Below are 25,812 nucleotides of genomic sequence, written 5' to 3' on the forward strand. Positions count from 1 at the left end.
TTCAGATCTTGAGCACGGTTTCGCGGTAATACCGCAGTTCTGCGATGGATTCGCGGATGTCGTCCAGCGCCCGATGAGTGCTCTGCTTCTGCAGTCCTTCCTTGAGCGCCGGTGCCCAGCGCTCGACCAGGATCTTCAGTGTCGACACGTCGAGGTTACGGTAATGGAAATGGGCCTCCAACCGGGGCATGCAGCGGGCAAGGAAACGGCGGTCCTGGCAGATGCTGTTGCCGCAGATGGGGGATTCGTTCGGCGGCACCCACTCGCTGACGAAACCCAGCGTCAGCCGCTCGGCCTCGGCTTCGTCGATCGCGCTGCGCCGCACCCGCTCGATCAGCCCGGATTCGCCGTGCTGCTTGCGGTTCCAGTCGTCCATGCGGTCCAGCACCGATTCCGGCTGATGGATCGCCAGCACGGGGCCCTCGGCGAGCACATTGAGCTGGCCGTCGGTGACGATGGTGGCGATCTCGATAATGGCGTCGTTCTGGGGGTCCAGCCCGGTCATCTCCAGATCGATCCAGATAAGGTTTTTTGCGTCCTGAGCCATGCCGTCCTTCCAAGTGCCTGGGAGAATTCCAAACTTGTCAGGGATTTTATCAGAGGCTACCCTCTAGCGCCGATTTCCCCCAATCCATACCGATAACCGCGCATGAATACCTTCACCACCCTGTTCCTGGCGGCCGTGACCGTCTCTTCCGGCATCGAATACTGGCTGGCCCGGCGCCAGGCCAGCCACGTGCGCCTGCACCGCGACCGGGTGCCGGATGCGTTCCGGGACAGCGTGTCGCTGGAGGACCACCAGAAAGCAGCGGACTACACCCTGGCCAAGGGAAACCTGGACAACGTCGGTCGCATCGTCGGCATCGCGATCCTGCTCGGATTCACCCTCGGGGGGGGAATCGACGCCATCGCCGCATTCTGGAACGGTTTGGGACTTGGACCGATCGCCACCGGCGTGGGCATCGTCCTGACGACGCTGCTGGCTTCCCAGTTACTGGAACTGCCGCTCAACCTTTACCAGACCTTTCGGATCGAGGAGCGCTTCGGCTTCAACCGCACCACACCGCGCCAGTTCGCCATCGACCTGGGCCTGCAAACGGCCCTCTCCATCGTCATCGGCGCCCCGCTGCTGGCCTTGATCCTCTGGGTGATGGATAGCGCCGGCGCGCAGTGGTGGATCCCCGCCTGGGCCATCCTGATGGCTTTCTCGATCCTGATGAGCTGGGCCTTCCCAACCTTCATCGCACCCTTGTTCAACAAATTCGCCCCGCTCACGGACACAACACTGAAGGCGCGCATCGAGGCCCTGCTCGAACGCTGCGGCTTCCGCGCACAAGGCATCTTCGTCATGGACGGCTCCAGACGCTCCGGCCATGGCAACGCCTATTTCACAGGACTGGGCAACAACAAACGCATCGTGTTCTTCGACACCCTGGTCGATTCGCTCAACCACGACGAGATCGAAGCCGTTCTGGCCCATGAACTCGGCCATTTCAAGCGCCACCATGTGCTGAAGATGCTGGCCGGCACTTCACTGGTGACACTGGCCGGCTTCGCCCTGCTCGGCTGGTTGAGCAGCGAGGACTGGTTCTATCAGGGCCTCGGCGTCAGGGAGCAGTCGCATGCCACCGCTCTGCTACTGTTCATATTGGTGTCGCCGGTGTTCGCTGTCTTCCTGCAGCCGCTCGTGGCCTATGTGCAGCGACGCTATGAATTCGAGGCCGACGATTTCGCCGCCAGCCAGACCCGTGCCCGCTACCTGGTGCATGCCCTGGTCAAGTTGTACCGGGAAAACGCCAGCACGCTCACTCCGGACCCGCTGTACGCCGCCTTTCACTACAGCCATCCGCCCGCCGCGATACGCATTGATCACCTGAGCGCGAAAATCTAGCGGCGGCCCCTGCCGTCATGCAGACAATAAGACAGGGCCGGGTGGTCTGCCACCTCGGCAAAGGGCTGGCGGTGGCGGATGAGACCGGCCGCATCGTCCTCTGCCACACCCGGCGGCGGCTGGGGGACGCCGCCGTCGGTGACCGTGTGACATGGGAGCCCTGCGAAGGCGATCAAGGCCGGGTGCTGGAGATACTGCCGCGCCGGTCCAGCCTCGTCAGACCCGCCCACGGCGGCCGGATTCGCGTGGTCGCGGCCAATCTGGACCGGGTCTTCGTGGTCCTGGCGCCGGAGCCCGAGCCGGACTGGCTGCTCGCGGACCAGATTCTGGCGGTCTGCGAATGCCGACACATCACGGCCGCTCTCATCCTCAACAAGATCGACCTGGAGGGCGTGTCCGCTCTGGAAGGTGCCTTACGCGACTATCAAGCCGCCGGCTACGACGTGTTCCGAATCAGCACGCGGAGCGGGGCGGGACTGGACGCCCTGCAATCCGTCCTCCATACGGGCTGCAGTATGCTGAGCGGCCAGTCTGGCGTGGGTAAATCCTCACTGACCAATGCCCTACTCCCGGACCGCAACCTGCGGATCGGTGAACTCTCGGCCCATAGTGGCCTGGGCCGGCATACCACCACTTCGGCCACTCTGTACCCCTTGCCCGGAGGCGGTGAACTGATAGACAGCCCAGGCGTGGCCGTTTTCGGACTGGCGGAGGTCGATCCGGCCGAACTGGCACAGGCCTACCGCGATTTCCACCCTCATCTGGGCAAATGCCGCTTCAACGATTGCCGCCATACGAAGGACAAGGGGTGTGCTGTGCGTGAAGCCGTCGAAGCGGGAATGCTTTCGCCGGCCCGCTATGAGCGCTATCTCAAACTGCTGGAGCGGGCAGGAACGGCGGAATTCAGCGGCGGTTGAGGCTCACGGCCGGGAATAAAGGACGTTGCAGGCAATGTGGATCTGCTGGGCGGCCAAGGCGCTGGACACATTTTCGCCATGCTTCAGAATGCATTCCGCAGGGGTTCCTTCCAGCGGCTCTTCCACGGACAAACCGTCGGCAAAGTCCGAGAGACAGATTTTCATGATTTCCCGTGCCACCGGCTCGTTTTTCACGTCCTCCATACCTTGAAGGATGCATTCCCAATAGTTCGAGGGACCGGTGAGCCCTGCCGCAGCCAAGGCAGAGCCCAGCAGCAGCAGCAAGGAAAGCGGGGGCCGGATTCGGGACAGCACGGGCGAACATTCCGTCATCATGGATGATTGGCAACAATGATAACATTCGTAACCGGACGGGAACGTGGCGGGTGACCGCCGGGTATCCCGACTGCCCTTAGATTTCAATACCGGACCCTTCCATGACGCAGCCGACGGCAGAACTCGTTTCCATCGTCCACGACAAGGTTCCCAACCGGATCCGCTTCCGGGTGCCGCTCATCCGCTACCGGCAGACCTATGCCGAAATCCTCAAACAGTCGATTCTCAAGGATTCAGCGGCCAAGGGCATTTACCACGCCGAGCCCAACATCACGACCGGAACCCTCCTGGTCAAGTATCATCCGGCCATTCACAGCGAGGCCCAGGTGGTGGAACTGGTGCGGTCGACGGTGGCAAACCTTTCGACGGGAAGCATTGAGATCACGGCCAAACACAAGAATCCCCGTATCGGCAAGATGAGACCTGGCGCTTTCTTCACCCGGGAACTGGTCGTGAGCATCGTCGGCAACGTGGTGGCCGGTCTCATTCTCGCCTTTGTCGCCACCCGCTGAGGGGGCTCATCGGCACAGGAGGCGCTTCACCGCCCGCCGCCAACGCATGGGTAGGAAATGGGTGAAAACCCGGCGCAGATGGGCGGCCATCAGGACGGGGTCGCTCCAGGGCGCATCGCTCCAGCACCGCAAGAGACTGTCAAGGTCGCGTTCGCTGACGGCACGGTAAAGGCTTTGCGGGAACAGGTGGATCACCCGGCCGCATGCCGCTGCGGATGGCTCCCGGCATCCAGCACCGCGCGTGCCGGCGAGCATGGCGCGGAAGGCGTCCGCAAAGCGGACCCCCGAATGCACGTCGAGGTGATAGGTCGGTGTGGGTCTGGGGTTGAATTCAATCAGATACACACGATTCCGTTCCACATCGTGGATCCAGTCCACGCCGGCGAAACCGCGAAATCCGCTCAGCGCGCCCACGCCGGCGAGCATCGGCCCGATATCGCGGTGGACCATCGCCTCGCGGGCGCAGGAAGATGCCATCGGCCTCGGCCAGCACAGCCGGGAATACCAGGAGTGCCAGCACACCGGCACGCCACGGTCGAACAGCACGTCGGAGGAACCGACCTGGCCGTCGACAAACTGCTGGACCAGCATCACGCCATTGCCTTCGTCCAACAGATGGAAGACCGCCTCCAGTTCAGCCTCTCCCGCCACTTTGCGGACGCCCGAACCGCTGGAACCGTACGGACTCTTGAGCATGACGGGATAGCCCAAGACCCGCGCCGCGGCCTTGACTTCGGCCAGACCGGTGCAGACTTCGAATTTCGGAATGGTTAGACCTGCTGCGCCAGCCGCCCGCTGAAAGGCCGATTTCGACAGGATCACTTCGACGGCGTCGCTGCTGCGGTGCTCGACCGGAAACCAGCCATCCAGCCATGCCTCGCCACGATGCCGTGCGATGACCGTGAGGGTCGGTTCGTCGCCGACGATGACGTGGTGGAAATGCCGCTCGGTCAGTAAAGTCCGGAGCCGACCGGTCAGCGCTTCCGGTTCGGCCGCCGTGACAACGTGGCGGGTGACAAAACGCGAACGCGCCACCGCCAGCCCATGCGGCGCCAACAGCGTCACCCGGCAGCCGGCATCGTGCAGAAGACGAGGGAACCGGGCGATGCCGACGGCGTCGATGCCAACGACCAGCAGAACGTCGAATTCCACCCCCCCATTACCTGTCACTTCCTCCCGCGTCGATGACTGCGACTCGGATCAGTCCAGCTCGGGCTTGATATAGACATCCGCGCTTCTGCGCATCTCCGCCACGAAGGCGGCGAACTCCCTCTGGCCGGCACCCCGCGCCAAAGACTGGCGCACGGTGTCCATGTCCTTTTCAGCCTCGGGCGACACCTCGCCTTCCTTGATCGCCGCAATCCGGAGGATCGCCTGGTCGCCGTTTTCGAGCTCCACCAGGATCGGATGGTTCAACTCCCGGGTTCCGAACGCAGCATTCACGATGGGAGCTGCCACTCCGGAGGCATCCCGCTTGATGGTGAGAGGTCCGGTGACCTTCCAGTTTTGGGCTTTCGCCACATCCCCCAGGCTCTTCCCTGTTCCGATCTGTTTAAGCGCAGCCTCCGCGAGATCTTTGGTCTTCTGCCTAGCCGCCCGAACGCGCAACAAGGTGACGATCCGGTCGCGGACTTCCGCAAGTGGGCGGGTTTCGGCGGGACGATGTTCTTTCAGCCTGAGTACGACGACCTTGTCCGCCCCGATCTCGATGACATCGCTGTTCTTGCCGCCCAGCACCTCGTCGCTGAAAGCCGCCTTGCGCACACTCTCCTCTGCAAAAATTCCCTCCCCGCTCTCCCGGGTGAACGGCCCGCTCTCCTCGACCTTAAGCCCCAGCGCCTGAGCCGCCGGCTCCAGCGTATCGGGGTGTTCGAAGGCGGATTCGGTGAGCTTCTGTCCCAAGTCGTAGAACCGATTCTCCGCCGCATTCCTGCGAAAACCGGCGGCGACTTCGTCCTTCACCTCATCATACGGCTTGATGGTGGCGGGCGTGAGCTCCGTCACCTTGATCAAATGGTAGCCGAAGGACGTTCGGACCGGTTCGGACACCTCACCCTGCGACAGCGCCAATGCTGCTTTCTCGAAGTTCGGCTCCATGGCCCCCTTGGTCACCACGCCGAGGTCGCCCCCCTTCTCGGCAGACACCCGATCGTCGGAAGTATCCTTCGCGAGCGTGGCGAAATCCTCTCCTTTGAGCACACGATCCCGGAGCTGTTGGATCTTGGCCAGCGCAGCGGCCTCGTCCCCGGGCTTGGCTGGATCCACGGTGACGAGGATGTGGCTCACTTTCCGCCGTTCTTCCGTGGTGAAGGCGGCCTTTTGTTCCTCATAGAAGTTCCTCAGATCCTCCTCGCTGGGCTTCACCTCTTTCGCCACATCGTCGAGGCTCAGTGAAAGGTAACTGACGGTGACGGTTTCGGGGGACTGGAACTCGTCCGGGTGCGACCGGTAATACGCCTCGATCGATGACTCGGCCACCTCTTCATCGGCCTTCGCCAGCGGCACCGTCGCGAACTCGATTTCACGCTCCTGGTTCATCAGGCGGAAAAATGCCCTCACCTGTTGCCGGCTGGCGAAAGCGGTATCGGTGATGCCCCGACGAAACTGCTCCATCAAGAGAGCACGCTTGACCTGCTCGACGAAAACGGGCGAATTCATCCCTTGCGCCGAAAGCATGACATTGTACTTGTCCTTGTCGAATTTGCCGTCGGTCTGGAAATACGGCAGCGTCTGGATGAAAGCACGCACCGCCGATTCCGGGACGGCCAGCCCTTCACCCGCCGCGGCCTGCGAAATCAGCTCATCGCGCACCAGACGTTCGAGTGCCTGCCGTTTCAGCTGCTTTTCGTCGACATCCCCCAGACCGACCAGATTGGCCAAATCCTGCTGATAAGCCTGGACCACGTCGCGTTCGTAGAAATCCCGGTCACCGACGACCGCTACAGGTGCTTCCTTGCTCGAATCGAAATAGTTGTTGATTCCCCAAAAGGCAAAAGGAATACCCACCAGAATCAACATCGCCCAGGCGAAAATCCCCTGCGCTTTGTCACGAATGGCCTGCAGCATATATCGGTACCGAAATGACTATCGTTGATGGATACGACAAACTAGAGCCAAAAAAAAACCCCAGCGAATGCCTGGGGTTTCGATATGGCGGAGCGGACGGGGCTCGAACCCGCGACCCCCGGCGTGACAGGCCGGTATTCTGACCAACTGAACTACCGCTCCAATGATCCGATTCTCTTGGTGGGTGCTGTAGGGATCGAACCTACGACCCTCGCCTTGTAAGGGCGATGCTCTCCCAGCTGAGCTAAGCACCCCAACTGAAGAAGAACTAGTTTACAGCATCTTTGAGCGCTTTGCCACACTTGAACGACGGAATTTTTGCAGCCTTGATGGTGATGCTATCGCCCGTCTGCGGATTACGCCCCTGACGCTCTGCGCGTTCCTTGACCACGAACGAACCGAACCCGACCAACGAGACCGTATCGCCATTCTTCAACGCACCGGTGATTGCGTCGATCACGGCATCCAGAGCACGCCCCGCATCGGCCTTAGTGAGATTGGCCGCATCGGCGATAGCTTCAATCAGTTCCGCTTTATTCATTTCTTTCCCCTATTTGAGTTGACTGCACCGCTGCATCGAAAAGCCGGGCCGTGAATCCAGTGGAACTGGCGTTCCCCGTAGCTGCCGCACTTTAGCAGTGCAAAAAAAGTGATGTCAAGGCGCGCAAGCCCCGGAATTCTTGCCCTCCGGCCCTTCAATGCGCAGTCAGACCACCGTTCGCCCCCACCGTTTTCGGAGCACACTCCTCAGCTGGAGGCGGTACCCGCTCGGCAGGTCCCGGCAATCGCTGCAAAGCTACGGCTAGCACTTCATCGATCCACCTGACAGTCCGGATATCCAGGTCCTGCTTGATGTTCCTGGGTATTTCGGCCAAGTCTTTTTCATTTTCCTTGGGAATCAGGACCGTCGTGATACCGCCGCGGTGTGCCGCCAGCAGCTTTTCCTTCAGTCCGCCGATGGGCAGCACCTCGCCACGCAAAGTGATTTCACCGGTCATGGCTACGTCCGAACGCACCGGGATGCCGGTGAGCGCTGAAACGAGGGCCGTGCACATACCGATACCCGCACTCGGTCCATCCTTGGGCGTCGCGCCTTCGGGTACGTGGATGTGGACATCGTGCTTCTGGTAAAAGGCTGGATCGATACCCAGCGCTTCGGCGCGGCTGCGGACCACGGTCACCGCCGTCTGAATCGATTCCTGCATGACTTCGCCGAGCTTGCCGGTATAGGTTTGCTTGCCGGTACCCGGCATGACCACAGCCTCGATCGTCAGCAGTTCCCCACCCACTTCGGTCCAGGCCAGCCCCGTGACCTGCCCGACCTGGTCACTTTCTTCGGCGCGGCCGAAACGGAAGCGCGGCACGCCGAGGTAATCGGCCAGATTGCGTGGAGTGACCGACACTTTCTTGTGGCTGGGCTTGAGCAGCAGATTCTTGACCACCTTCCGGCAGATCTTGGCGATTTCCCGCTCCAGACTACGGACCCCGGCCTCGCGGGTGTAATAGCGGATGATGTCGCGGACGGCCACTTCGCTGATATGCAGCTCGCTGTCCTTCAGTCCGCAGTTTTTCATCTGCTTGGGCACCAGATAGCGCATCGCGATGTTGACCTTCTCATCCTCGGTGTAACCGGCAAGGCGGATGATTTCCATGCGATCCAGCAGCGCCGGCGGGATGTTGAGCGTATTCGCCGTGGCCACGAACATGACCTCGGATAAATCGAAGTCCACTTCCAGGTAATGGTCGGCAAAGGCATGGTTCTGTTCCGGGTCCAGCACCTCGAGCAGGGCAGATGCTGGATCGCCACGGAAGTCCATGGCCATCTTGTCGATCTCGTCCAGCATGAACATCGGGTTCCGCGTCTTCACCTTGACCAGATTCTGCAGGATCTTACCCGGCATCGAACCGATGTAGGTCCGCCGGTGACCGCGGATCTCGGCCTCGTCACGGACGCCGCCCAAGGCCATGCGGACGTATTTTCGATTGGTCGCGCGGGCGATGGACTGCCCCAGGGATGTCTTGCCGACGCCGGGCGGTCCTACCAGACAAAGAATCGGCCCTCTGATCTTCTTGACGCGCTGCTGCACCGCCAGATATTCCAGGATGCGCTCCTTGACCTTCTCGAGCCCATAGTGCTCGGCTTCGAGGATTTCCTCCGCCTGCTGCAGATCGTGACGCACCTTGGTGCGCTTCTTCCATGGCAGGTTCACGATCCAGTCGATGTAGTTGCGGACCACCGTGGCTTCTGCCGACATGGGGGACATGAGCTTCAGCTTGTTGAGCTCGGTTTCCGCCTTGGTCCTGGCCGCCTGCGGCATGCCGGCCTTTTCGATCTTCCGGGCCAGCTCCTCGAATTCGTTGGGCACCTCCTCCATCTCGCCCAACTCCTTCTGAATGGCCTTCATCTGTTCATTCAGATAGTACTCGCGCTGGTTCTTCTCCATCTGCTGCTTGACGCGGCCGCGCACACGCCGCTCCATCTCCAGCATGTCGACTTCGGCTTCCATCAGGCTGATCAGCTTTTCCAGCCGGGCCGAGACTGCGCTGTTTTCCAGGATCGCCTGCTTGTCCTCGATCTTGATCGTCATATGGGCGGCGATGGTGTCGGCGAGCCGCGCCGGATCGTCGATCCCGGATAGCGAGTTGAGCACTTCAGGAGGGATACGCTTGTTCAGCTTGACATACTGGTCGAAGGTATTGGTTGCTGTGCGCATCAGGACATCCAGCTCCCGCTCATCGATGCCGGGAACCTCCCGGATCTCGGACACGCTGGCGCTGTAATGCCTGTCCGTGAGGCGGATGTCCTCCACCCGGCAGCGCTGAGCCCCTTCCACCAGCACCTTTACGGTGCCGTCCGGCAATTTCAGCAATTGCAGGATATTGGAGAGCGTACCTACCCGGTAGAGATCGTCGAATCCGGGATCATCGACCTCCGCATCTTTCTGCGCCAACAGCAAGACCTGTTTGCCGTCCCGCATCGCGCTGTCCAGCGCAAAAATCGATTTTTCCCGCCCGACGAACAAGGGGATAACCATGTGGGGATAGACCACCACATCGCGCAAAGGCAATACCGGAACCCACCGCCCGCCGCTCATGCCGTGTTCGACGCCTGAATTTTCCATCGGAAGCACCTTCTCGATTGTCTTAAAGTCACGTCAGTGAGTTGAGGCCAAGGCGCGCAATTACAAGCATGGTTCGTGACAAAATGCGCACACGCCGGCGAGGATCCCGCGGCAGATCACTCCGCTGCTGCCGCCTGCTTTTCCAGACTGTTGTCGTAAATCATCAGAGGCTCACTTTCGCCGTTGATGACTTTTTCGTCGACGACCACCTTGGAAATCCGGTCCGAGGAAGGCAGCTCATACATCGTGTCCAGCAGCGTGTGCTCGAGTATGGTCCGCAGCCCCCGTGCGCCGGTCTTGCGTGCCATCGCCTTGCGGGCGATGGCACCCAGCGCGTCTTCACGGATTTCCAGTTCACAGGACTCCATTTCGAACAGCCGCCGGTACTGCTTGACCAAAGCATTCTTCGGCTCGGTCAGGATACGCACCAGCGCCGCCTCATCCAGCTCTTCCAGCGTCGCCACCACCGGCAGGCGCCCGACGAATTCCGGAATCAGACCGTAGCGGATCAGATCCTCCGCCTCGACATCGGCGAGCACCTCACCGACGTTGCGACTGTCATCCTTGCTCTTGACGTCCGCGGCGAACCCGATGCCGCCCTGCTCGGAACGCGAGCGGATGATCTTCTCCAGCCCCGCGAAGGCGCCGCCGCAGATGAACAGGATGTTGGCGGTGTTGACCTGCAGAAATTCCTGCTGCGGGTGTTTACGCCCACCCTGCGGCGGCACGGAAGCCACGGTCCCTTCGATCAGCTTGAGCAAGGCCTGCTGCACGCCTTCGCCGGAGACATCACGGGTGATCGAAGGATTGTCTGCCTTGCGGGAAATCTTGTCGATCTCGTCGATGTAGACAATGCCCTGCTCCGCCTTTTCGACGTCGTAGTCGCATTTCTGCAGGATCTTCTGGATGATGTTCTCGACGTCTTCCCCCACATAGCCCGCTTCGGTCAGCGTAGTGGCGTCGGCGATGGTGAAAGGCACGTCGAGCAGGCGCGCGAGCGTTTCCGCCAGCAAGGTCTTGCCCGAACCGGTCGGACCGATCAGGAGGATGTTGCTCTTGGCCAGCTCGACTTCGTTCTTCTTGCCGTGGCTATGGGCACGCAGCCGCTTATAATGATTGTAGACGGCGACCGAAAGAATCCGCTTGGCCTTCTCCTGGCCAATCACATATTCATCCAGAACTTTCTTGATCTCTTTCGGCTTGGGCAGCTTATCGGCACCCGTCGAGACGCTCTCCTGCAACTCCTCGCGGATGATATCGTTGCACAGCTCGACGCATTCATCGCAGACAAACACCGCCGGACCCGCAATCAGCTTGCGGACCTCGTGCTGGCTTTTCCCGCAGAATGAGCAATATAGGAGCTTACCGCCGCTGTCTTTGCCGTGTTTATCCTCGCTCATCGCTTTACCTCTTCGTTTTCCGCAGCAGAATCCGCCCACTGGACGGACCCGCGACTGCAGCCGGTACCCCTCTTACGGGCTCCAATCTATCCGACATTCACGCCGCTGTCACGGTCCGGTGGGTCAACACCCTGTCGATCAGACCATAACTCACCGCATCGTCTCCACCCATGAAGTTGTCGCGATCGGTGTCGATCTGGATCTTTTCGAGGGGTTGGCCGGTATGGCGGGCGAGAATCTTATTGAGACGGTCGCGGACCGCCAGAATCTCCCGGGCATGGATGTCGATGTCCGATGCCTGGCCCTGGAAGCCGCCCAGCGGCTGGTGGATCATGATCCGTGAGTGCGGCAGGCAGTAGCGCTTGCCGGCCGCACCACCGGCCAGCAGCAGCGCACCCATGCTGGCGGCCTGGCCGACGCACAGCGTACTGACGTCGGGCTTGATGAACTGCATGGTGTCGTAGATCGCCAGGCCCGCCGTCACCACACCACCCGGCGAATTGATGTAGAGATGGATGTCTTTGTCGGGATTCTCCGATTCCAGGAACAGCAACTGCGCGATCACCAGATTGGCCATGTAGTCCTCGACCGGCCCCACCAGGAAGATGACCCGCTCTTTCAGCAACCGCGAATAGATGTCGAAGGCCCGCTCGCCGCGCGCCGATTGCTCGATCACGATGGGCACCAGCCCACCCGCCGCAGTTTCGGCCTGCTTCAGACCCATGTTGCCCATCATCCTCGACCCTCTCACAATTGGGGTTGCTGTTCCGTGGCACCGGCCGGCGCCATGAGCTTAGCGAAATCCACACGCTGCTCCGTCACTGACGCCTTGGACAGAATCAGATCTACGACCTGCTCCTCCAGCACAAGGTTTTCGATTTCGCGCAGGTTGCTCTTGTCGGAATAGTACCAGTTGACGACCTGCTCCGGATTTTCATAGCTCTGGGCCTGCTCCTCGACGGTGGACCGCACCCGCTTACGGTCCACGCTGAGCTTGTTGTCCTCGATCAGCTTGCTCAGGATCAAGCCCAGAGCCACGCGCCGTTTCGCCAGCGGGGTGTAGCGATCTTTCAGGGTGTCCAGTTCGACCCCCGCATCCCCCCGCTCGGCCAACTTGAAATAGGGCTGCAACAGGTCATTCAGTTCGTCCGCCACGAGCACTTCGGGCAAGGTGAAGGAATTGGCCGCCAGCAAGGCGTCCAGGACGGCCGATTTGGTGCGGACCTTGAGGGCTCGCCGCATTTCGCGCTCCATGTTGGCCCGGACGTCGGCCTTGAACGCCTCGACATCGCCATCCACACCGAAAGCCTTGACGAAATCCGCATCGACTTCCGGCAGCACGCTCTCGTTGACCGCGACGACTTCGACATCGAACGAAGCCGTCCTGCCGGCCAGTTTCTCGTTGCTGAAGTCCGCGGGTATGTCCAGTTCAAAGACCAGCCGGCTTCCCACTTCAGCCCCGATCAGTTTTTCCTCGAACCCCGGGATCAATGGCCCTCCCCCCAGCACGACGTGGAAATTTTCGAGCCGGCCATTGGTGAAGCTTTCTTCCCCCACCTTGCCTTCGAAATGGATCACCACCTCGTCGTTCATGGCGGCCGGACGCTCCACGGCGCTCCAGGTACGGCGCTGTTCCCGCAGCTTTTGCACCATCGCTTCGAGATCGGCATCCGTCACTTCACAGGTGAAACGCGGGCACTGCAGGTTCTCCAGGGAGGCCAGTTCGAAGTCCGGAAGAACTTCGAAGTCCGCGGTGTATGAGAGTCCTTCGCCTTCCCCGATGACCGTCGCCGTGATCCGTGGCATTCCGGCCGGTCTCAGGTTTTCGTCGCTCACGGCTTGATGGAAACTGGACTGGATCATCTCCGACAGCACCTCTTCCCGCACCTGCGCGCCATAGCGCTTGCGGACCAGGCTGGCGGGCGCCTTGCCGGGGCGGAAGCCATCCAGCCTGACCTCACGGGTCAAGGATTTCAGGCGCGATTCGACCTGTTCCCGGATCTTCTCTTCGGGGACGTTCACGGTCATTTTCCGGTTCAACTCGGAGACGGCTTCAACGGACACTTGCATACTCGAAATACCTCGGGTTCAACTTGGGCGTGGGTGCGTTCAATCGGGGATATGCCGGACCCGCATCACCGCTCAAACGCGGATGACGGACAGGCTGACAAGAGTGGTGCGAATGGAGAGACTCGAACTCTCAAGGGTTTCCCCACTGGAATCTAAATCCAGCGCGTCTACCAGTTTCGCCACATTCGCAATGAAATCATGGTTCAATTATACTCGCGACGTCTGGCAAGACGGGCGCCAGGGAAGCGCGGAAATGGCAGACGATTGGGCCGGTTTCGGCAAAAAATCACGCCGTATTATAGGGATTTCAACAAATTTTCACATCCTCCCAATGCGCCTTCCTTCCGTTCTTGCCGCTTGGCTTGCGCCTTTCCTCTGCCTCGCCTTCGCCCTGATCCTCGTCGCCGCCCTGAGCTACCCCCTGGCCCGCCTCACGGGTGGCGCGCTCGGCATTACCGCGATCCTGAGCCGCGGTACCTTGCTGCTGGTGTTCGGCGGTCTCATCCTGGGCGCGCGGCGGCTGGGGATCGGTTGGCGTTCGGCAGGCTTTTCCGCCAGTCACACCCGTTTCTTCCGCCAGATTGGCCAGGGCCTGGGTCTGGGCTTGCTGATGCTGGGGCTGCACGTCGCCGTGATCATGGCGCTCGACATCCGCGTGTTCAGCGAGATCCAGGCGGCCCGCCACCCTTCCATTCCGATATTGCTGCTCAAGCACGTTGGCGTCGCTCTGTTGCTGGCGACCAGCGAAGAGCTGCTGTTTCGAGGTTTGACCTTCGCGATACTGGCAAGGTTCGTGACTCCCGCCCACGTCATCGCCATCACGTCCTTTTATTACACGCTGCCGCATTTCCTCCGGAGCCGGCTGAAACCGGGCGACAACGAGCTGAGCTGGGACAGCGGTTTCACGGTACTGGCCGATGCGGTGGGTAAAGCCATCGCGGAAGCCGATTTCAGCTCATTTCTGGCGCTGTTCTGCGCCGGCGTGTTCCTGGGCTGCGTGCGTGCACGGACCGTACAGGGTCTCGGCTATTGCATCGGCATCCATGCCGGATGGGTTTTTGTCATCAAGACGTGCAAGTCTTTCACCTATGACGGCAACGCGGGACCGTTCGGCATACTAGTGGGTTCCTACGACGCCATCATCGGCTATCTCTCCGCGGGCTGGATCAGCGCTTGCACACTGCTCTTCCTGTTCGCTACCCGTTCGGGAACAAACGCCCGATGATGACGGGCCGCGAAGGCGTCACCAAATACAGGCTGAGTTTCACGCCAGCCCCCCTGCCGCAACCCGACCGCATCCGGGAACTGAACGCTTGGCGCAGCATCATCAGGATGCTGGGTCTCAACGGGCTCGATCCAGGGCGTTACGGCGGCCTTGCTTATGGAAACGTCAGCCTCCGCCTCCCCAACGACGGGGTCCGCTTCCTGATCAGCGGAACCCAGACCGGCGGACGCATGCATCTGACTGCCGACGATTACTGCGAGGTGCGCGACTTCGATCTGGAGACGAACCGGCTGGAAGCGCTCGGCCCCATCCCGCCGTCGTCCGAAGCCCTGACCCACGCCGCAGTCTATCGCGCCGATCCGGCATGGCGCTGCGTCATGCATGCCCATTCCCCTGAAATCTGGCGCCACGCCAGGGCGCTCGGCCTGCGGGCCACGGATCCGGAGATCGAGTACGGCACACCGGCGATGGCTCTGGCGGTGGAAGCCCTGGCCGCGAGACCCGGTGTGCCGCTGATCGCCATGCTGGGCCACTCCGACGGCGTCATTGCCTACGGCGGGACGGTCGAAACCACTGCCAGAATTCTGATAAGTTATCTCGCTGAAGCCCTGCAACTGGACGACTACTCCTCAGCACCGGGGCAACCGGCAACCACATCGCAACTAGGAACCACGCCATGAGATTCGAGACGATCATCGCCTGTCTTCCGCTGCCGCTCATCCCCGTGATGGCCACGGGCGCCGCCCTCAGCCATCACGGCGGCCTGATCCTCGACTGCACCCCGCCCCTGTTTTTCGAAGAATCGCCCGCGAACGATTCGAGCGTGGAAATCTTCGACCGGTTTTCCTTCACAGCTTCCGACAACACCGACGGCGGCACGCTGAAAATCTGGGTGGACGGCAAGCCGGTTACGCCTGAGATCACATCCCAGCGCAGCGGTCGCCTCACCGTCGAAGGCCGACCCGCATCCCCGATCGGTCTGCCCGGCTCCCGAGTACGGATACTGGTCAGCGGATTCAGCAAGGATGGCTGCGAACGCGTTCACGCCTTTTATGTCAATGTGGGGGGGCCCAGTTCCTGAGCCGATTTTGAGTCCTACAGCAACGTCAACTTCACTAGGAGACCACCCATGCGCAAACTCGCCATCGCCCTGTTGATACCCGTCGCCGCCCTCGCCGAGCCGGCACCCGCACCCAATGGGATTACGCTGCCCGCCGGTTACAAAGACTGGAAGATGATCGGCGTGTCCTCCCGGATCGAGCAGAACAATCTGCGGGCGATCCTCGGCAACGATATCGCGGTCAAGGCCGCGCGTGAAGGCAACACCAACCCCTGGCCGGACGGCGCGATTCTGGTCAAGCTGTCGTGGAAGAAGAGCACCCATGAGCTGTTTCCCTCGGCCGAGGTACCCGGTGACTTCACTCAGGCCGATTTCATGGTGAAGGACGCCGCCAAGTATGCTTCGACCGGCGGCTGGGGCTACGCCCGCTGGCTGGGAATGGAACAGAAGCCCTACGGCGCGAATGCCGATTTCGCCCAGGAGTGCATGGGCTGCCACAGCGGCGCCAAAGCCGCCGACTATGTCTTTACTCATCCGGCCAAGCTGCCGTAAACGTATGGCTGTCCCGCCGCCCATCGCGAAACCAGGCGGCGGGTGAAGGGCCGGATCCGAACCGGCGCGGTCAGCCTCCCACTTTCAGCAGTTCCACCTCGAAGATCAGCGCGGCGTTCGGCGGAATGACCCGCCCGGCGCCGTATTCGCCATAACCGAGTTCCGGCGGAATAAAAAAGCGGTACTTCGCCCCTGGCTTCATCAGTTGAAGCCCTTCCGTCCAGCCCGGTATCACCCCGTTCAGCGGGAAACTGACACCGTCTCCCGCATCGAAGATCGAACCGTCGGGAAAGCCGCCCTTGTAGTTGACCGTCACGGTGTCCGTCGCTTTGGGCGATTCGCCCGCACCCTCGCGGATCACTTGATACTGCAAGCCGCTGGCCGTCGTGACCACGCCAGCTTTCTGCCCGTTGGCCTCCATGAACTGCCTGGCTTCCATAAGATTCTTCTCTCCATCGAATGAAGGCCCGCATGCAGCCAGGCCGATTGCGAAAAAGGCCGGCAACAGCCTGCGCCGCCTCGATTTTGCCGCCGAAAACATCCTACCCCCTCGCCGCTTTTAAACGATCCCGAAAACCAATCCGATCACGAACAGTGCCCCCATGACGGCCAGCGCCTTGAGCGTGAAGCCCGCCACCTTGGCCACCAGATGGTCGCGCGCAGCGATGAACCGAGCCATGGCATCGAGGTCGCTGCGCTCCAGCTCGCCCGGCGGCAGCCCGTTCATCTCGACCAGCCCCAGGTCCTCCGCCAGTTGCGCCTTGCGCAGGAAATCGATCTGCTCGTATGCCACCCCGCAGTCGAACACGAATTCGGCCAACGCCAGCTCTCCGGCATCCGTCCGCGCCAGGGATTCGCCCCGCGCCGCCAGATCGAGCAGACGTTTGCGGCAGTCCGCCGGCAGCGCTGCGGCCAGGCCGCGAATCCGCTCCGCAAGGCTGCCGCCCTTGGCGCCATAACCCTCGGCCAGCAAGGTATCGAGCCTGGCGAGGGTGGCATCGACTACAGTTTTGGAATCCATCACATCCTCAAATCGCAAAAGACGGCATCATACTGCATCGCCCAATCCCTCGATGATATGATCTTCGATACAAGCCACGACCGTTTCCGAAACCGCCAGCCCGCGCACGGACTTGCCGGCGCGATGCACCGAACCCTCCGCGCCCGACATCAGGGGATGCCACTCCGGCAGCGGACGTCCCTCCGACAGGAGGCGGTAGGCGCAACTGGCGGGCAGCCACTGGAAGCGGTCCAGCACCTGCCGCAAATCCATGCAGTCGGGCACCAGACGGAAACGATCCGGATACGCGGTACAGCGGCAAGCCGCAATGTCGAGCAAGCGGCAGGCCACGCGGGTGTACAGAATCTCGCCGGTGTCCTCGTCTTCCAGCTTGTGCAGGCAGCACTTGCCACAGCCGTCGCAGAGCGACTCCCATTCGGCCTGGCTGAGCTCGGGCAGGGTCTTGACGCGCCAGAAAGGAGCCTCCGCCATCACAGACCCGCCGGCAAGACCTTGGGACCGCTGAGGGTGCGGATGAACGCATCGGCATGATCGATGGAGCGTTCCATCGCCTGAATCAGTCCGGCCACGCCATGACTCATACCGGCCAGCTCACCTTCCAGAGAGGCGATGGCCTGGGCATTGAGATTGTGCTTGAGGAACAGCACCTGATCCCGGAACACCCGCAGGACGGGGTCGATCTTGCCCTCGGCGCGGCGCATGGCGCTCATCAGCTGGGCATAGTGCTGCTGGGTCAACTTCAGCTTCTGTCGACTCGCCGCCCGCAGGCTGCGGTTGGTGTACTGGTCGAGCTCCTCCTCCCATTCGCGAAAAAGCGCTTCGGCCACGTCCTGGACCGCGTCGATCCGGTCGCGCACGGCCAGTGCCTTGGAAGTGGAATAGTCGAATTCGATCTTGAGCTGCCGATAGACGTCCTCCAGGGCGCCGCCGTCGAATTGGGTCAAGGCGCTGAATTTTTCCAGGGCGGTCTGGAACTGCTCCTTGGCTTCCTCCAAACTGCCGCGGGCGTTGTCGACACGCGCCACCAGAATGTCGCGCTTGTGCCGGCCGGCCGATTCGACCATCTGGAAATAGATTTTCTGGAATTTTCCGCCGATGAGCCGAATGATCGGGCTCAGCAGCCCCTTCAAGGTAAAATAATTTCCGCTACCGGAAGCCGATTTACGCATCGTCGCAACCACTTTCGAGAAAATCCGCGGGCTTGCCCGCAGTGACCGGCGATTTTACTCCTAACACACTCACCAGGTACAAAGACCATGCCCCGTCCCGAAACACCCGCCCTTGCCGCCGATGCCATCATCGAGCTGATCGACCGCCCCGGCCGTCCCATCGTCCTGATCGAGCGCCGCTTCCCACCGCTGGGTTGGGCCATCCCCGGCGGTTTCGTGGACCTCGGCGAAACGGTGGAGCATGCCGCGATCCGCGAGGCGCTGGAAGAAACCGGCCTCGCCGTCGACCTTCGCGCCCTGCTCGGGCTTTATTCCGACCCGGCGCGTGATCCCCGCGGACATACTGTCACCGCCGTCTACGTCGCCGAAGCCGCCGGTGACCCGCAGGCCGCGGACGACGCCAAGACCTGCCGGGTCGTCAGTCTGGACGCTCTGCCGGGCCCACTGGTGTTCGACCATGCCCAGGTGCTCGCCGATTACCGCCGGTTCCGCGAACAGGGGCAACTTGCGCCGTTGCGGATCGCTTGAGGAAAACCGCCGCGGATTTCAAGCCGCCAGGCCACCGACGTCTATCCCTCGCCCCGATGGCAGGCGCCGGATATCCCAGCGCGCCACTGCCCAGTCCAGGATGTCGGCCGGCTTGGCCCCGATGAGAGCCGGCTCCGGAGCGAAACCCAGCAGAGCCAGCACAGTCCACAGGTTTTCCGACGGGGCAGCCGCGTCCACCGGGAGGGCCCCCGCCTGCTTGCTCAATTTGATGCCGCCGTGGTCGGTCAGCACCGGGATGTGGCAGTAGTCCGGCCGCGGCAGGCCGAGGCATTCCTGCAGCAGGATCTGGCGGGGAGTGGAGTCGAGCAGGTCCACGCCCCTTAGCACTTCGGTCACTCTCTGCTCGGCGTCGTCGATGACGGTGGCGAGATGATAGGCAGGAAGACCATCGCGGCGGCGGACGACGAAGTCGCCCACTGCGCTGGCCAGGTCCTGCTCGATCCGGCCCTGGAGCCGGTCGTGGAAACCGATGACCGCGTCGTCCACCCGGAGCCGCAGCGCATGTTGACCGGGTGGCGGATGCGGATAACGGGCCCGGCAGCGGCCGGGATAGACCTGGCCGGAACCGGAGAGTTCGCGGCGCGGACAGGTGCACGGAAATACCCGGCCGCCGGCCGCGAGCCGCTCCAGCGCCCCGCGGTAGATTTCGTCCCGACGACTCTGGAACAGGACAGCCTCGTCCCACCACAGCCCATGTGTCTCCAGGGTGCGGAGGATACCGTCAGCGTGGGTCTGCCGGCAGCGCTGCCGGTCGGCGTCGTCGATACGGACCAGCCAGACGCCGCCGCGCCGGCGGGCCTCACAGAAACCGACCAGGGCAGTATAGAGCGAGCCTAGGTGAAGAGGACCGGTGGGAGAGGGGGCGAAGCGCCCCCGGTAAGGGACTGACGGATGGCAGGAATTCAAGCCGGCACGGAGGGACCGTCAACCGAGCTGACGCTCACGGATTTCATCCAGGGTCTTACAGTCGATGCACTGGGTGGCCGTCGGGCGTGCCTCCAGCCGGCGCAGGCCGATTTCCACGCCGCACGTCTCACAGTAGCCGTATTCGCCGCGCTCGAGGTTTTCCAGGGCTTCTTCGATCTTCTTGATCAGCTTCCGTTCCCGATCCCGGGTGCGCAGTTCGAGGCTGAATTCGGATTCCTGGGTTGCGCGGTCGTTCGGGTCGGGGAAGTTGGCCGCTTCGTCCTTCATGTGGTGGACGGTGCGGTCAACCTCTGCCATGAGCTCGGACTTCCAGTTCTGGAGTATCCGGCGAAAGTGAGCGACCTGCCCCGGGCTCATGTACTCCTCGCCTTCGGCGGGCTCGTAAGGAGTAAAACTGAACGGGGTTTCTGGGGCTTTGACGTTCGACATCCACTAGCTCCTTGGCCGTATCGGATTAAATCGGCAATTGATAACAGAATGCGCCTGCACAGGCAAGAATTCCTTTCAAGGGCGCAGACTTCGCAGGTCGCGGGAAACGACGAGGGGAAGGAGGGTCGCACCGCGGCCCTCCGGAACACGGATGGTCAGGGTGAAACGACGGTCGCTTTCTCAATCACGATGGCCTTCTGCGGGACATCGGTCGGGAACGGACCGCCGGCACCGGTCGGCACCTTGGCCATTTCGTCGACGACTTCCATACCCTTCACGACCTCGCCGAATACGGCGTAGCCCCACCCCTGCGGGGTCGGGCTCTTGTAATTGAGGAAGTTATTGTCGACGTAGTTGATGAAGAACTGTGCCGTGGCCGAATTCGGATCCGGCGTGCGGGCCATGGCGACGGTGCCGCGCTTGTGGGTGAGCCCGTTGTCGGCCTCGTTCTTGATCGGTGCATGGGTGCTCTTCTGTTTGTAATCCTGGGTGAAGCCGCCCCCCTGGGCCATGAAGCCAGGAATCACGCGGTGGAAGATGGTGCCGTCGTAAAAGCCTTCCTTGACATAGCTCAGGAAGTTGGCAGTACTGACGGGCGCCTTGTCGGCGTCGAGGCGGATCACGATATCGCCCAGGTTGGTGTGGAGTTGCACTTGGGTCGGGGTCGGCAGAGCGGTCATCTTCTTGGCTTTTCCGGTTTCTTTGGCGATGGAAGTGAGGGGAACGAAGGCGGTAAACAATGCAGTTGCAAAAATGAGGCGGCGCATGGGATGTCTGTTGAGCATCGGGATACCTGCACGAATAAGGATCGATCGTATGGCGCGCGGTATTGTATCGGCAAATGGGACCGGACTCGACCTTACGGCGCGTGGATCGGGTTCATTCCGCATCGGCCACCGAGGTCGGCCCTTCCGGCAGGGATTCGTGGACCCGGGCCAGGAAGGCGCTGACAGCACCGTCACTGAGATCGAGTGCCAGCCGCGGAAACAATCCCAGAACGATGACCCAAGCCACCAGCGCCGCCGCAACCAGACGTTCGCGCGGCCTAAGATCCAATTCGCCGGGCGCCGTCCCCAGTCTGTCCTGACCGAGGAAGGCCCGTCGGAAGTAGCCGAGCACGCAGGCCGCGGCGACGATACCGGCGAACAGAGCTGCGAGTCCCAGTCCTGGGTATTGTCGCAGCAGGCCGATCAGGATCAGATGCTCGGCTGCGAACCCACCGGTTCCGGGCGCGCCAAGGCTGGCCAGCCCCAGAACGAAGAACAGCGCGCTGAGCAGCGGCATCGGCTTCGCCAGGCCGCCCAATTGGTCGATTTCCGTCGAGCCGGTCCGGTGCTGGATGAATCCGGCGACCAGGAACAGCCCGCCCGCCACGATGCCGAAATTGGCGAGCTGGAACAGCGCGCCTTGCACGGCCTGGAAGTTCAGAGCCGCGATGCCGGCGACGACCAGGCCGACATGACTGATGCTGGAAAACGCCAGCAGCCTGCGCAGATTGGTTTGCCGCATCGCCACGATGGCACCATAGGCGGCGGTGAGGACGCCGACCCCCGCCACCAGCCCCCGGTATTCCAGTGCGGCCTGGGGGCTTAGGGGCACGGCGAAACGCACGATGCCGAAGGCGCCGAGTTTCAGGCCGGCCAGCCAGGCAGTGAGCCCCGCCGGTCCTTCCATGGCGAGGGTCGGCAGCCAGCCGTGGAAAGGGAACAGTGGCGCCTTGACGGCGAAGCCCAGCACAAACAGAAGGAACACTGCCGTCGCCAGCTGTCCGTCGAGCGGGGTATCCAGCAGCGCTAGATAATCGAAGCTCAGGCCGGCAGGGGCCGGAACGCCGAGGAAGCGGGTGTGATTCAAAGCCAGCGTCAGGATGGCGAACAGCAAGGGGATGCCGCCCGCCAGCATGAACATGGCGTACTTGACGGCGGCGTAGCGGCGCTGCGGACCGGTGCCGGAAAAACCGGCCAGAAGGTAGACCGGAACGATCGTCAACTCCCAGAACAGGAAAAACAGCATGAGGTCGGTGGCGCAAAACACGCCGACGGTCGCCCCCCCCAAAATCAGGATCATGCCGTAATACAGCCGCACCCGGTTTTGCACCGCCGTCCAGGAGGCCACGATCACGGCCACGTTGAGCACGGCGCCGAGCCACGGAAACAGCACCGTGACACCATCCACGCCGAGCTGGTAATAAACGTTGAGTGAAGGAATCCAGGCATGGCGCTCGACAAACTGCAGGCCGGGGGCGATCGGATCGAATCCCCACAGCAGCACCGTGGCCAGCAGCAGCTCCAGCGCCGCGGCCGCCAGAGCCAGCCTCCGGACGGTCTCCGGGTTCCGCACGAAGGCCATCGCAAGACCCGCCGCGAATGGCAAACCGATCAGCAGACTGAGCAACGGCAAGGCATCGGAAATCATGGTGTCGTCAACGCTTGGGTCATGAGGGGTGGGCGGATGGCCGCGAAGCGGCCGGCAGCGCCACGGACGGCGAGGCATGCGCTTGTGCCAGTCGGAGCAGCGACTGGCGGGCGAGATGGACCCAGGGAGCCGTATAGAATCCGACTCCCATCAGCACCAGGCACAAAAAGGCGATCAGCGTGTGTTCCGGCCAGAGCGGCCGCGGCCATTCGGGATAGGGCCGGCGCGAGCGGCGATGAGCCAGAAAGATGCGCTGGAACGCCCACAGCAAAAAGCCGGCCCCCAATACGTTGCCGACAGCGACTGCGGTCGCCGCGGCGAGACCTCGGTTCTCGATCAACCCTTCCAGCAGCAAATGGGCGGCATCGAAGCCGGGCGTCCCCGGCATGGCGATGGTGCTCGAGGCGGCGACCAGGAACAGCAGACCCGGCCCCGGCAAGGATTCGAAGAGGCCACCCAGACGCGGCAGCAGCAGCGTACCGGTGCGGCACCGAAGCATGCCGGCCAGGAACAACAGGCCCGCACCCGCGGCGCCGAAGTCGAAAGTCAGCAGCAGCGTACCGCTCAAACCCTCGAGGTTCAGCGCGAAAACACCGGCCACCAGCATTCCCGTCTGGCTGACCGTGGCGAAAGCCAGCAGGCGGCGGAAATCGAGCTGCATCAGCGCGAGCGCCGCGCCATAGAACAGACCGGCCAGCGCCAGGCCCAACGTCCACGCGTTCCACTCGTGGACCGCGTTGGGCAAGAGCGGCAAAACGAAGCGTAGCAGACCATAGATGCCTATCTTCATGCCCACCAGCAAAGCCAGGGCGGTGACCGGCAGGCCCTGTGCCGCGACGATGGGCAGCCAGCCGTGCAGCGGAAACTGCGCCAGGCGCACCGAGAATCCGTAGAACAGCAGCAGGAACACCAGGGATTCGAGCCTACCCGTAGGCGGGGTTTCCAGCAGCGCCGCCAAATCAAAAGACCAGACTCCCGTGACCCGCGCATGCCCCAACCCCAACAGGAAAATACCTCCCCCCAGCAGCGCCAGTCCCGTACCGGCGAAGCGCAGGTAGACACGCCGGGCCGCGGCGCCGCCTCCGCCACCCCAGCGCCCCAGGATCAAAGCGATCGGCCACAGCTCCAGACAGGCGGCAACCCAGAACTGGACCAGATCCAAGGTGAGAAACATACCCATCGCGGCAGCCTCGCAGGCCAGCACTGTCGCCACGTACAGCCCGGAAGGCCCGTCCTTTCCGACTTCCCGGCACAACAGGACCAGTACCGTTAACAGCGCGGTCAGCAGCACGAACCCCAAGCTGATGCCGTCGACGCCGAGGTGGTAATTCAGGAAGGACAGAAACACGGTGTGTTCCGTGAACTGGAAATCGGCGGTCGCCGCGTCAAACCGGGCCAACAGGAACAGGGCCACCCCCAACTCGGCGAGAGTGCCGACAAAGCCGATGATCCACGCCAGACCCCGGTTTTCCGCCCGCAGCGCCGCAAGCATGAACGCCAACGGCAAGCCGATCAGCGTGCTGAGCACCGGAAAACCGGTGACGTCGGCCCAGGATGGCTCACCCGTCATGGCACCCGCCTCATCCGATGGCAAACAGCGAAATCAGCAGCACCAGGCAGACATAGCGCGGCTGGGCGAGCAGGACTTCGAGCCGCTGCAGGGAATGCCCGAACCACCGTCCCGCCCGCCACAGATCGACGCCGCCCCCTTTGAGGACCAGGCGGTCCTCGAACCAATGCAGGCCGCTGGCGGTCCGGGCAACGATCCAGCCCGGAAGGCCGCCAATCCCCTGGCCCGCCTCAGCATCCAGGGGCACCCCGAAGCGCCGCTCCTCCCAATTGGCCAGTGCGGCGAGCCCCCGGACCGCAGGTTCCGGAGCGTCGACGAGACGGTCCAGCACCTGGCGGTCGAAGGTGTCGAAATCCTCCGCCAGACTCTGCACTGGCAGGACGCAGGCACGGTCCACCGCCGCCTCCAGCCAGAACCGGTTCAGCGAGGCGGCGTAGCCCCGGCGGCTGTTGGCCAACCAGGCCGGCAAAGGTCGGGTCGGCTGACCGCATAGCGCATGCATCAGCCCGGGCGCGGCGAGGAACTGGTAGCCCCGGACCACGGCGTGGGCGAACAGATGCCAGGCTGCAAGCTGCCAGAGCCCCAGGCCGCAGGCCAGGAACATCAATCCCACCTGGGCGAGAGTCGAAAACGCCAGAACGGATTTGACATCGGTCTGACTGAGTCCGCAAAAATAGCCGTAGAGCGCGGTCAAGAGTCCCGCCACCGCCATCAGCGCCGAAGCCACCTCCGCATGGACGAACAGCGGTTCGAGGCGCAGCACCAGATAGACCCCGGCATGGATCATCAGTGCTCCGTAGAAAATCGCGCTCGAGGGGGTCGGCCCCTCCATGGCGCGCGACAGCCAGGGCGAGAACGGCACCTGGGCGGACTTGGCGAAAGCCGGAACCAAGAAGCAGGCGGCGACGAGGTTCTGCTTCTCCGGCGGGAGCTGCGCCAGGCCGACCAGTAACTTCGGCCACTCGATCTGACCGGTCCAGACGAAACCGAGGGCGATCGCCAGGACGAAACCGATGTCACCCACGCGGTTGGTCACGAAGGCTCGAGTGGCGTTACCCGCCGCGACCGGACGGTCGTAGGCATAAGCGATCAGGAGGTAGGAGCAAACGCCGGCCAGTTCCCAGCCGAACAACGTCAGCACCGGATTCCCGGCCAGCACGAGGAGCTGCATCGCCCCGGCAAACAGGCTGAGCACCAGGAAGAACCGGTGGAAACCCCGCTCGCGGTGCAAGTAGTTGACGGAAAAGCGCGCGACCAGATCGGCCATGAGGGCGATCAGCACGGACAAACCCAGGCTCAGGCGGTCGAGCTGGAGGCTGAGAAGCACGCGGTAGTCCGCGCTGGCCAGCCAGGTACCTAGCACCGTTCGGGCATCGAGCGTGCCGGCCGATTCCAGCACCAGCAGCAGCAGAGCCAGCAGTCCGGATGCCCCCAGCGCCGATCGGACGAATCGGCCGCTCATCCGTTCGCAGGACTCCCCCTCCAGACGCCCGAGCGCTATGCCCGCGGCGATGCCCGCCGCAGCTGCGGCGGGCAGGATCGGAATCAGAACAGCGGCTTTTTCGAGATAGGCCATGCGGG

27 protein-coding genes and 3 tRNA genes are annotated in these 25,812 nt (G+C 62.5%); 8 read left to right on the plus strand and 22 right to left on the minus strand.

What is annotated here, in order from left to right; translation table 11 throughout:
• Position 1: 1 nt before the first annotated feature.
• Entirely contained in the window at positions 2-547 is a 546-nt protein-coding gene (gene orn / locus N4J17_RS00990; protein ID WP_198323890.1) for an oligoribonuclease, read from the minus strand.
• Positions 548-649: 102 nt separating this feature from the next.
• Between orn and N4J17_RS00995 the strand changes: the two genes are divergently transcribed.
• Together N4J17_RS00995 and rsgA are read left to right on the plus strand one after the other, a co-directional pair.
• Positions 650-1,891, plus strand: coding sequence for a M48 family metallopeptidase (locus N4J17_RS00995; RefSeq protein WP_198323891.1), 1,242 nt, complete (start codon positions 650-652; stop codon positions 1,889-1,891).
• Positions 1,892-1,908: 17 nt separating this feature from the next.
• The gene (gene rsgA / locus N4J17_RS01000) at positions 1,909-2,808 is read left to right on the plus strand and encodes a ribosome small subunit-dependent GTPase A (RefSeq protein WP_198323892.1); all 900 of its coding nucleotides are present in this window, start codon (positions 1,909-1,911) and stop codon (positions 2,806-2,808) included.
• A 3-nt stretch (positions 2,809-2,811) separates the two neighbouring features.
• On the opposite strand, the gene N4J17_RS01005 is transcribed toward rsgA, so the two are convergent.
• Positions 2,812-3,123, minus strand: a complete 312-nt coding sequence (locus tag N4J17_RS01005) for a hypothetical protein (protein WP_277458507.1) — start codon at positions 3,121-3,123, stop codon at positions 2,812-2,814.
• Between the two features lie 122 nt (positions 3,124-3,245).
• Here N4J17_RS01005 and N4J17_RS01010 point away from each other — a divergent pair, with 122 nt between their 5' ends.
• Positions 3,246-3,656, plus strand: coding sequence for a hypothetical protein (locus tag N4J17_RS01010; protein ID WP_198323894.1), 411 nt, complete (start codon positions 3,246-3,248; stop codon positions 3,654-3,656).
• Positions 3,657-3,662: 6 nt separating this feature from the next.
• Here the strand turns inward: N4J17_RS01010 and N4J17_RS01015 are convergent, their stop codons facing one another.
• The 10 genes from N4J17_RS01015 to N4J17_RS01060 form a co-directional block, all read right to left on the minus strand.
• The gene (locus N4J17_RS01015) at positions 3,663-4,808 is read right to left on the minus strand and encodes an ATP-grasp domain-containing protein (protein WP_198323895.1); all 1,146 of its coding nucleotides are present in this window, start codon (positions 4,806-4,808) and stop codon (positions 3,663-3,665) included.
• Between the two features lie 48 nt (positions 4,809-4,856).
• Entirely contained in the window at positions 4,857-6,722 is a 1,866-nt protein-coding gene (locus tag N4J17_RS01020; protein WP_198323896.1) for a SurA N-terminal domain-containing protein, read from the minus strand.
• Between the two features lie 85 nt (positions 6,723-6,807).
• Positions 6,808-6,884 (minus strand) — tRNA-Asp (locus tag N4J17_RS01025).
• A gap of 16 nt (positions 6,885-6,900) precedes the next feature.
• A tRNA-Val gene (locus tag N4J17_RS01030) sits at positions 6,901-6,976 on the minus strand.
• Between the two features lie 14 nt (positions 6,977-6,990).
• The gene (locus tag N4J17_RS01035; RefSeq protein WP_198323897.1) at positions 6,991-7,263 is read right to left on the minus strand and encodes an HU family DNA-binding protein; all 273 of its coding nucleotides are present in this window, start codon (positions 7,261-7,263) and stop codon (positions 6,991-6,993) included.
• Positions 7,264-7,417: 154 nt separating this feature from the next.
• On the minus strand, positions 7,418-9,844 hold the full coding sequence (lon, locus tag N4J17_RS01040; protein WP_198323898.1) for an endopeptidase La: 2,427 nt from the start codon (positions 9,842-9,844) through the stop codon (positions 7,418-7,420).
• A 116-nt stretch (positions 9,845-9,960) separates the two neighbouring features.
• Positions 9,961-11,244: an ATP-dependent Clp protease ATP-binding subunit ClpX gene (clpX, locus tag N4J17_RS01045; protein ID WP_198323899.1), complete on the minus strand. Its 1,284-nt coding sequence runs from the start codon at positions 11,242-11,244 to the stop codon at positions 9,961-9,963.
• 97 nt (positions 11,245-11,341) lie between these two features.
• Positions 11,342-11,968: an ATP-dependent Clp endopeptidase proteolytic subunit ClpP gene (gene clpP / locus N4J17_RS01050; protein ID WP_338457623.1), complete on the minus strand. Its 627-nt coding sequence runs from the start codon at positions 11,966-11,968 to the stop codon at positions 11,342-11,344.
• A gap of 23 nt (positions 11,969-11,991) precedes the next feature.
• A complete protein-coding gene (gene tig / locus N4J17_RS01055) occupies positions 11,992-13,314 on the minus strand; it encodes a trigger factor (RefSeq protein WP_198323684.1) in 1,323 nt (440 codons plus the stop codon).
• Positions 13,315-13,418: 104 nt separating this feature from the next.
• Positions 13,419-13,503, minus strand: a tRNA-Leu gene (locus N4J17_RS01060).
• Positions 13,504-13,645: 142 nt separating this feature from the next.
• Here N4J17_RS01060 and N4J17_RS01065 point away from each other — a divergent pair.
• The 4 genes from N4J17_RS01065 to N4J17_RS01080 are packed head-to-tail and all read left to right on the plus strand — an operon-like array spanning position 13,646 to position 16,151.
• Positions 13,646-14,539 carry a CPBP family glutamic-type intramembrane protease gene (locus N4J17_RS01065; RefSeq protein WP_232470626.1) on the plus strand — a complete coding sequence of 298 codons (894 nt, stop codon included), beginning with the start codon at positions 13,646-13,648 and terminating at the stop codon, positions 14,537-14,539.
• Complete coding sequence (locus N4J17_RS01070) at positions 14,536-15,219, plus strand: class II aldolase/adducin family protein (protein ID WP_198323686.1); 684 nt, start codon at positions 14,536-14,538, stop codon at positions 15,217-15,219. The genes N4J17_RS01065 and N4J17_RS01070 overlap by 4 nt, the downstream gene beginning before the upstream one ends.
• Positions 15,216-15,620 (plus strand): hypothetical protein, encoded by a 405-nt coding sequence (locus N4J17_RS01075; RefSeq protein ID WP_198323687.1) that lies wholly within the window; start codon positions 15,216-15,218, stop codon positions 15,618-15,620. Before N4J17_RS01070 ends, N4J17_RS01075 begins: the two co-directional genes overlap by 4 nt.
• A 48-nt stretch (positions 15,621-15,668) precedes the next feature.
• A complete protein-coding gene (locus tag N4J17_RS01080; protein ID WP_198323688.1) occupies positions 15,669-16,151 on the plus strand; it encodes a cytochrome P460 family protein in 483 nt (160 codons plus the stop codon).
• Positions 16,152-16,221: 70 nt separating this feature from the next.
• On the opposite strand, the gene N4J17_RS01085 is transcribed toward N4J17_RS01080, so the two are convergent.
• From N4J17_RS01085 to N4J17_RS01100, 4 genes are all read right to left on the minus strand, one after another.
• Positions 16,222-16,590: an FKBP-type peptidyl-prolyl cis-trans isomerase gene (locus N4J17_RS01085; RefSeq protein WP_232470627.1), complete on the minus strand. Its 369-nt coding sequence runs from the start codon at positions 16,588-16,590 to the stop codon at positions 16,222-16,224.
• Between the two features lie 120 nt (positions 16,591-16,710).
• Positions 16,711-17,172, minus strand: coding sequence for a hypothetical protein (locus tag N4J17_RS01090; protein WP_198323690.1), 462 nt, complete (start codon positions 17,170-17,172; stop codon positions 16,711-16,713).
• Positions 17,173-17,199: 27 nt separating this feature from the next.
• Positions 17,200-17,643, minus strand: coding sequence for a YcgN family cysteine cluster protein (locus N4J17_RS01095; protein WP_198323691.1), 444 nt, complete (start codon positions 17,641-17,643; stop codon positions 17,200-17,202).
• Positions 17,643-18,302, minus strand: a complete 660-nt coding sequence (locus tag N4J17_RS01100; RefSeq protein ID WP_277458498.1) for a DUF2959 domain-containing protein — start codon at positions 18,300-18,302, stop codon at positions 17,643-17,645. Before N4J17_RS01100 ends, N4J17_RS01095 begins: the two co-directional genes overlap by 1 nt.
• A gap of 126 nt (positions 18,303-18,428) precedes the next feature.
• Between N4J17_RS01100 and N4J17_RS01105 the strand changes: the two genes are divergently transcribed.
• Positions 18,429-18,869 carry an NUDIX domain-containing protein gene (locus N4J17_RS01105; RefSeq protein ID WP_198323693.1) on the plus strand — a complete coding sequence of 147 codons (441 nt, stop codon included), beginning with the start codon at positions 18,429-18,431 and terminating at the stop codon, positions 18,867-18,869.
• An 18-nt stretch (positions 18,870-18,887) separates the two neighbouring features.
• Here the strand turns inward: N4J17_RS01105 and gluQRS are convergent, their stop codons facing one another.
• From gluQRS to N4J17_RS01135, 6 genes are all read right to left on the minus strand, one after another.
• A complete protein-coding gene (gene gluQRS / locus N4J17_RS01110; RefSeq protein WP_198323694.1) occupies positions 18,888-19,796 on the minus strand; it encodes a tRNA glutamyl-Q(34) synthetase GluQRS in 909 nt (302 codons plus the stop codon).
• Positions 19,797-19,814: 18 nt separating this feature from the next.
• Positions 19,815-20,246 (minus strand): RNA polymerase-binding protein DksA, encoded by a 432-nt coding sequence (gene dksA / locus N4J17_RS01115; RefSeq protein ID WP_010959865.1) that lies wholly within the window; start codon positions 20,244-20,246, stop codon positions 19,815-19,817.
• A gap of 155 nt (positions 20,247-20,401) precedes the next feature.
• Positions 20,402-21,013 carry a peptidylprolyl isomerase gene (locus tag N4J17_RS01120; RefSeq protein WP_370525915.1) on the minus strand — a complete coding sequence of 204 codons (612 nt, stop codon included), beginning with the start codon at positions 21,011-21,013 and terminating at the stop codon, positions 20,402-20,404.
• A gap of 112 nt (positions 21,014-21,125) precedes the next feature.
• On the minus strand, positions 21,126-22,661 hold the full coding sequence (locus N4J17_RS01125) for a complex I subunit 4 family protein (RefSeq protein WP_198323695.1): 1,536 nt from the start codon (positions 22,659-22,661) through the stop codon (positions 21,126-21,128).
• Between the two features lie 19 nt (positions 22,662-22,680).
• Positions 22,681-24,231: a complex I subunit 4 family protein gene (locus tag N4J17_RS01130; protein WP_198323696.1), complete on the minus strand. Its 1,551-nt coding sequence runs from the start codon at positions 24,229-24,231 to the stop codon at positions 22,681-22,683.
• A gap of 10 nt (positions 24,232-24,241) precedes the next feature.
• On the minus strand, positions 24,242-25,807 hold the full coding sequence (locus tag N4J17_RS01135) for an NADH-quinone oxidoreductase subunit L (RefSeq protein ID WP_232470629.1): 1,566 nt from the start codon (positions 25,805-25,807) through the stop codon (positions 24,242-24,244).
• Positions 25,808-25,812: the final 5 nt, after the last annotated feature.

The sequence above is a fragment of the Methylococcus capsulatus genome (assembly GCF_036864975.1).
GTDB lineage: Bacteria > Pseudomonadota > Gammaproteobacteria > Methylococcales > Methylococcaceae > Methylococcus.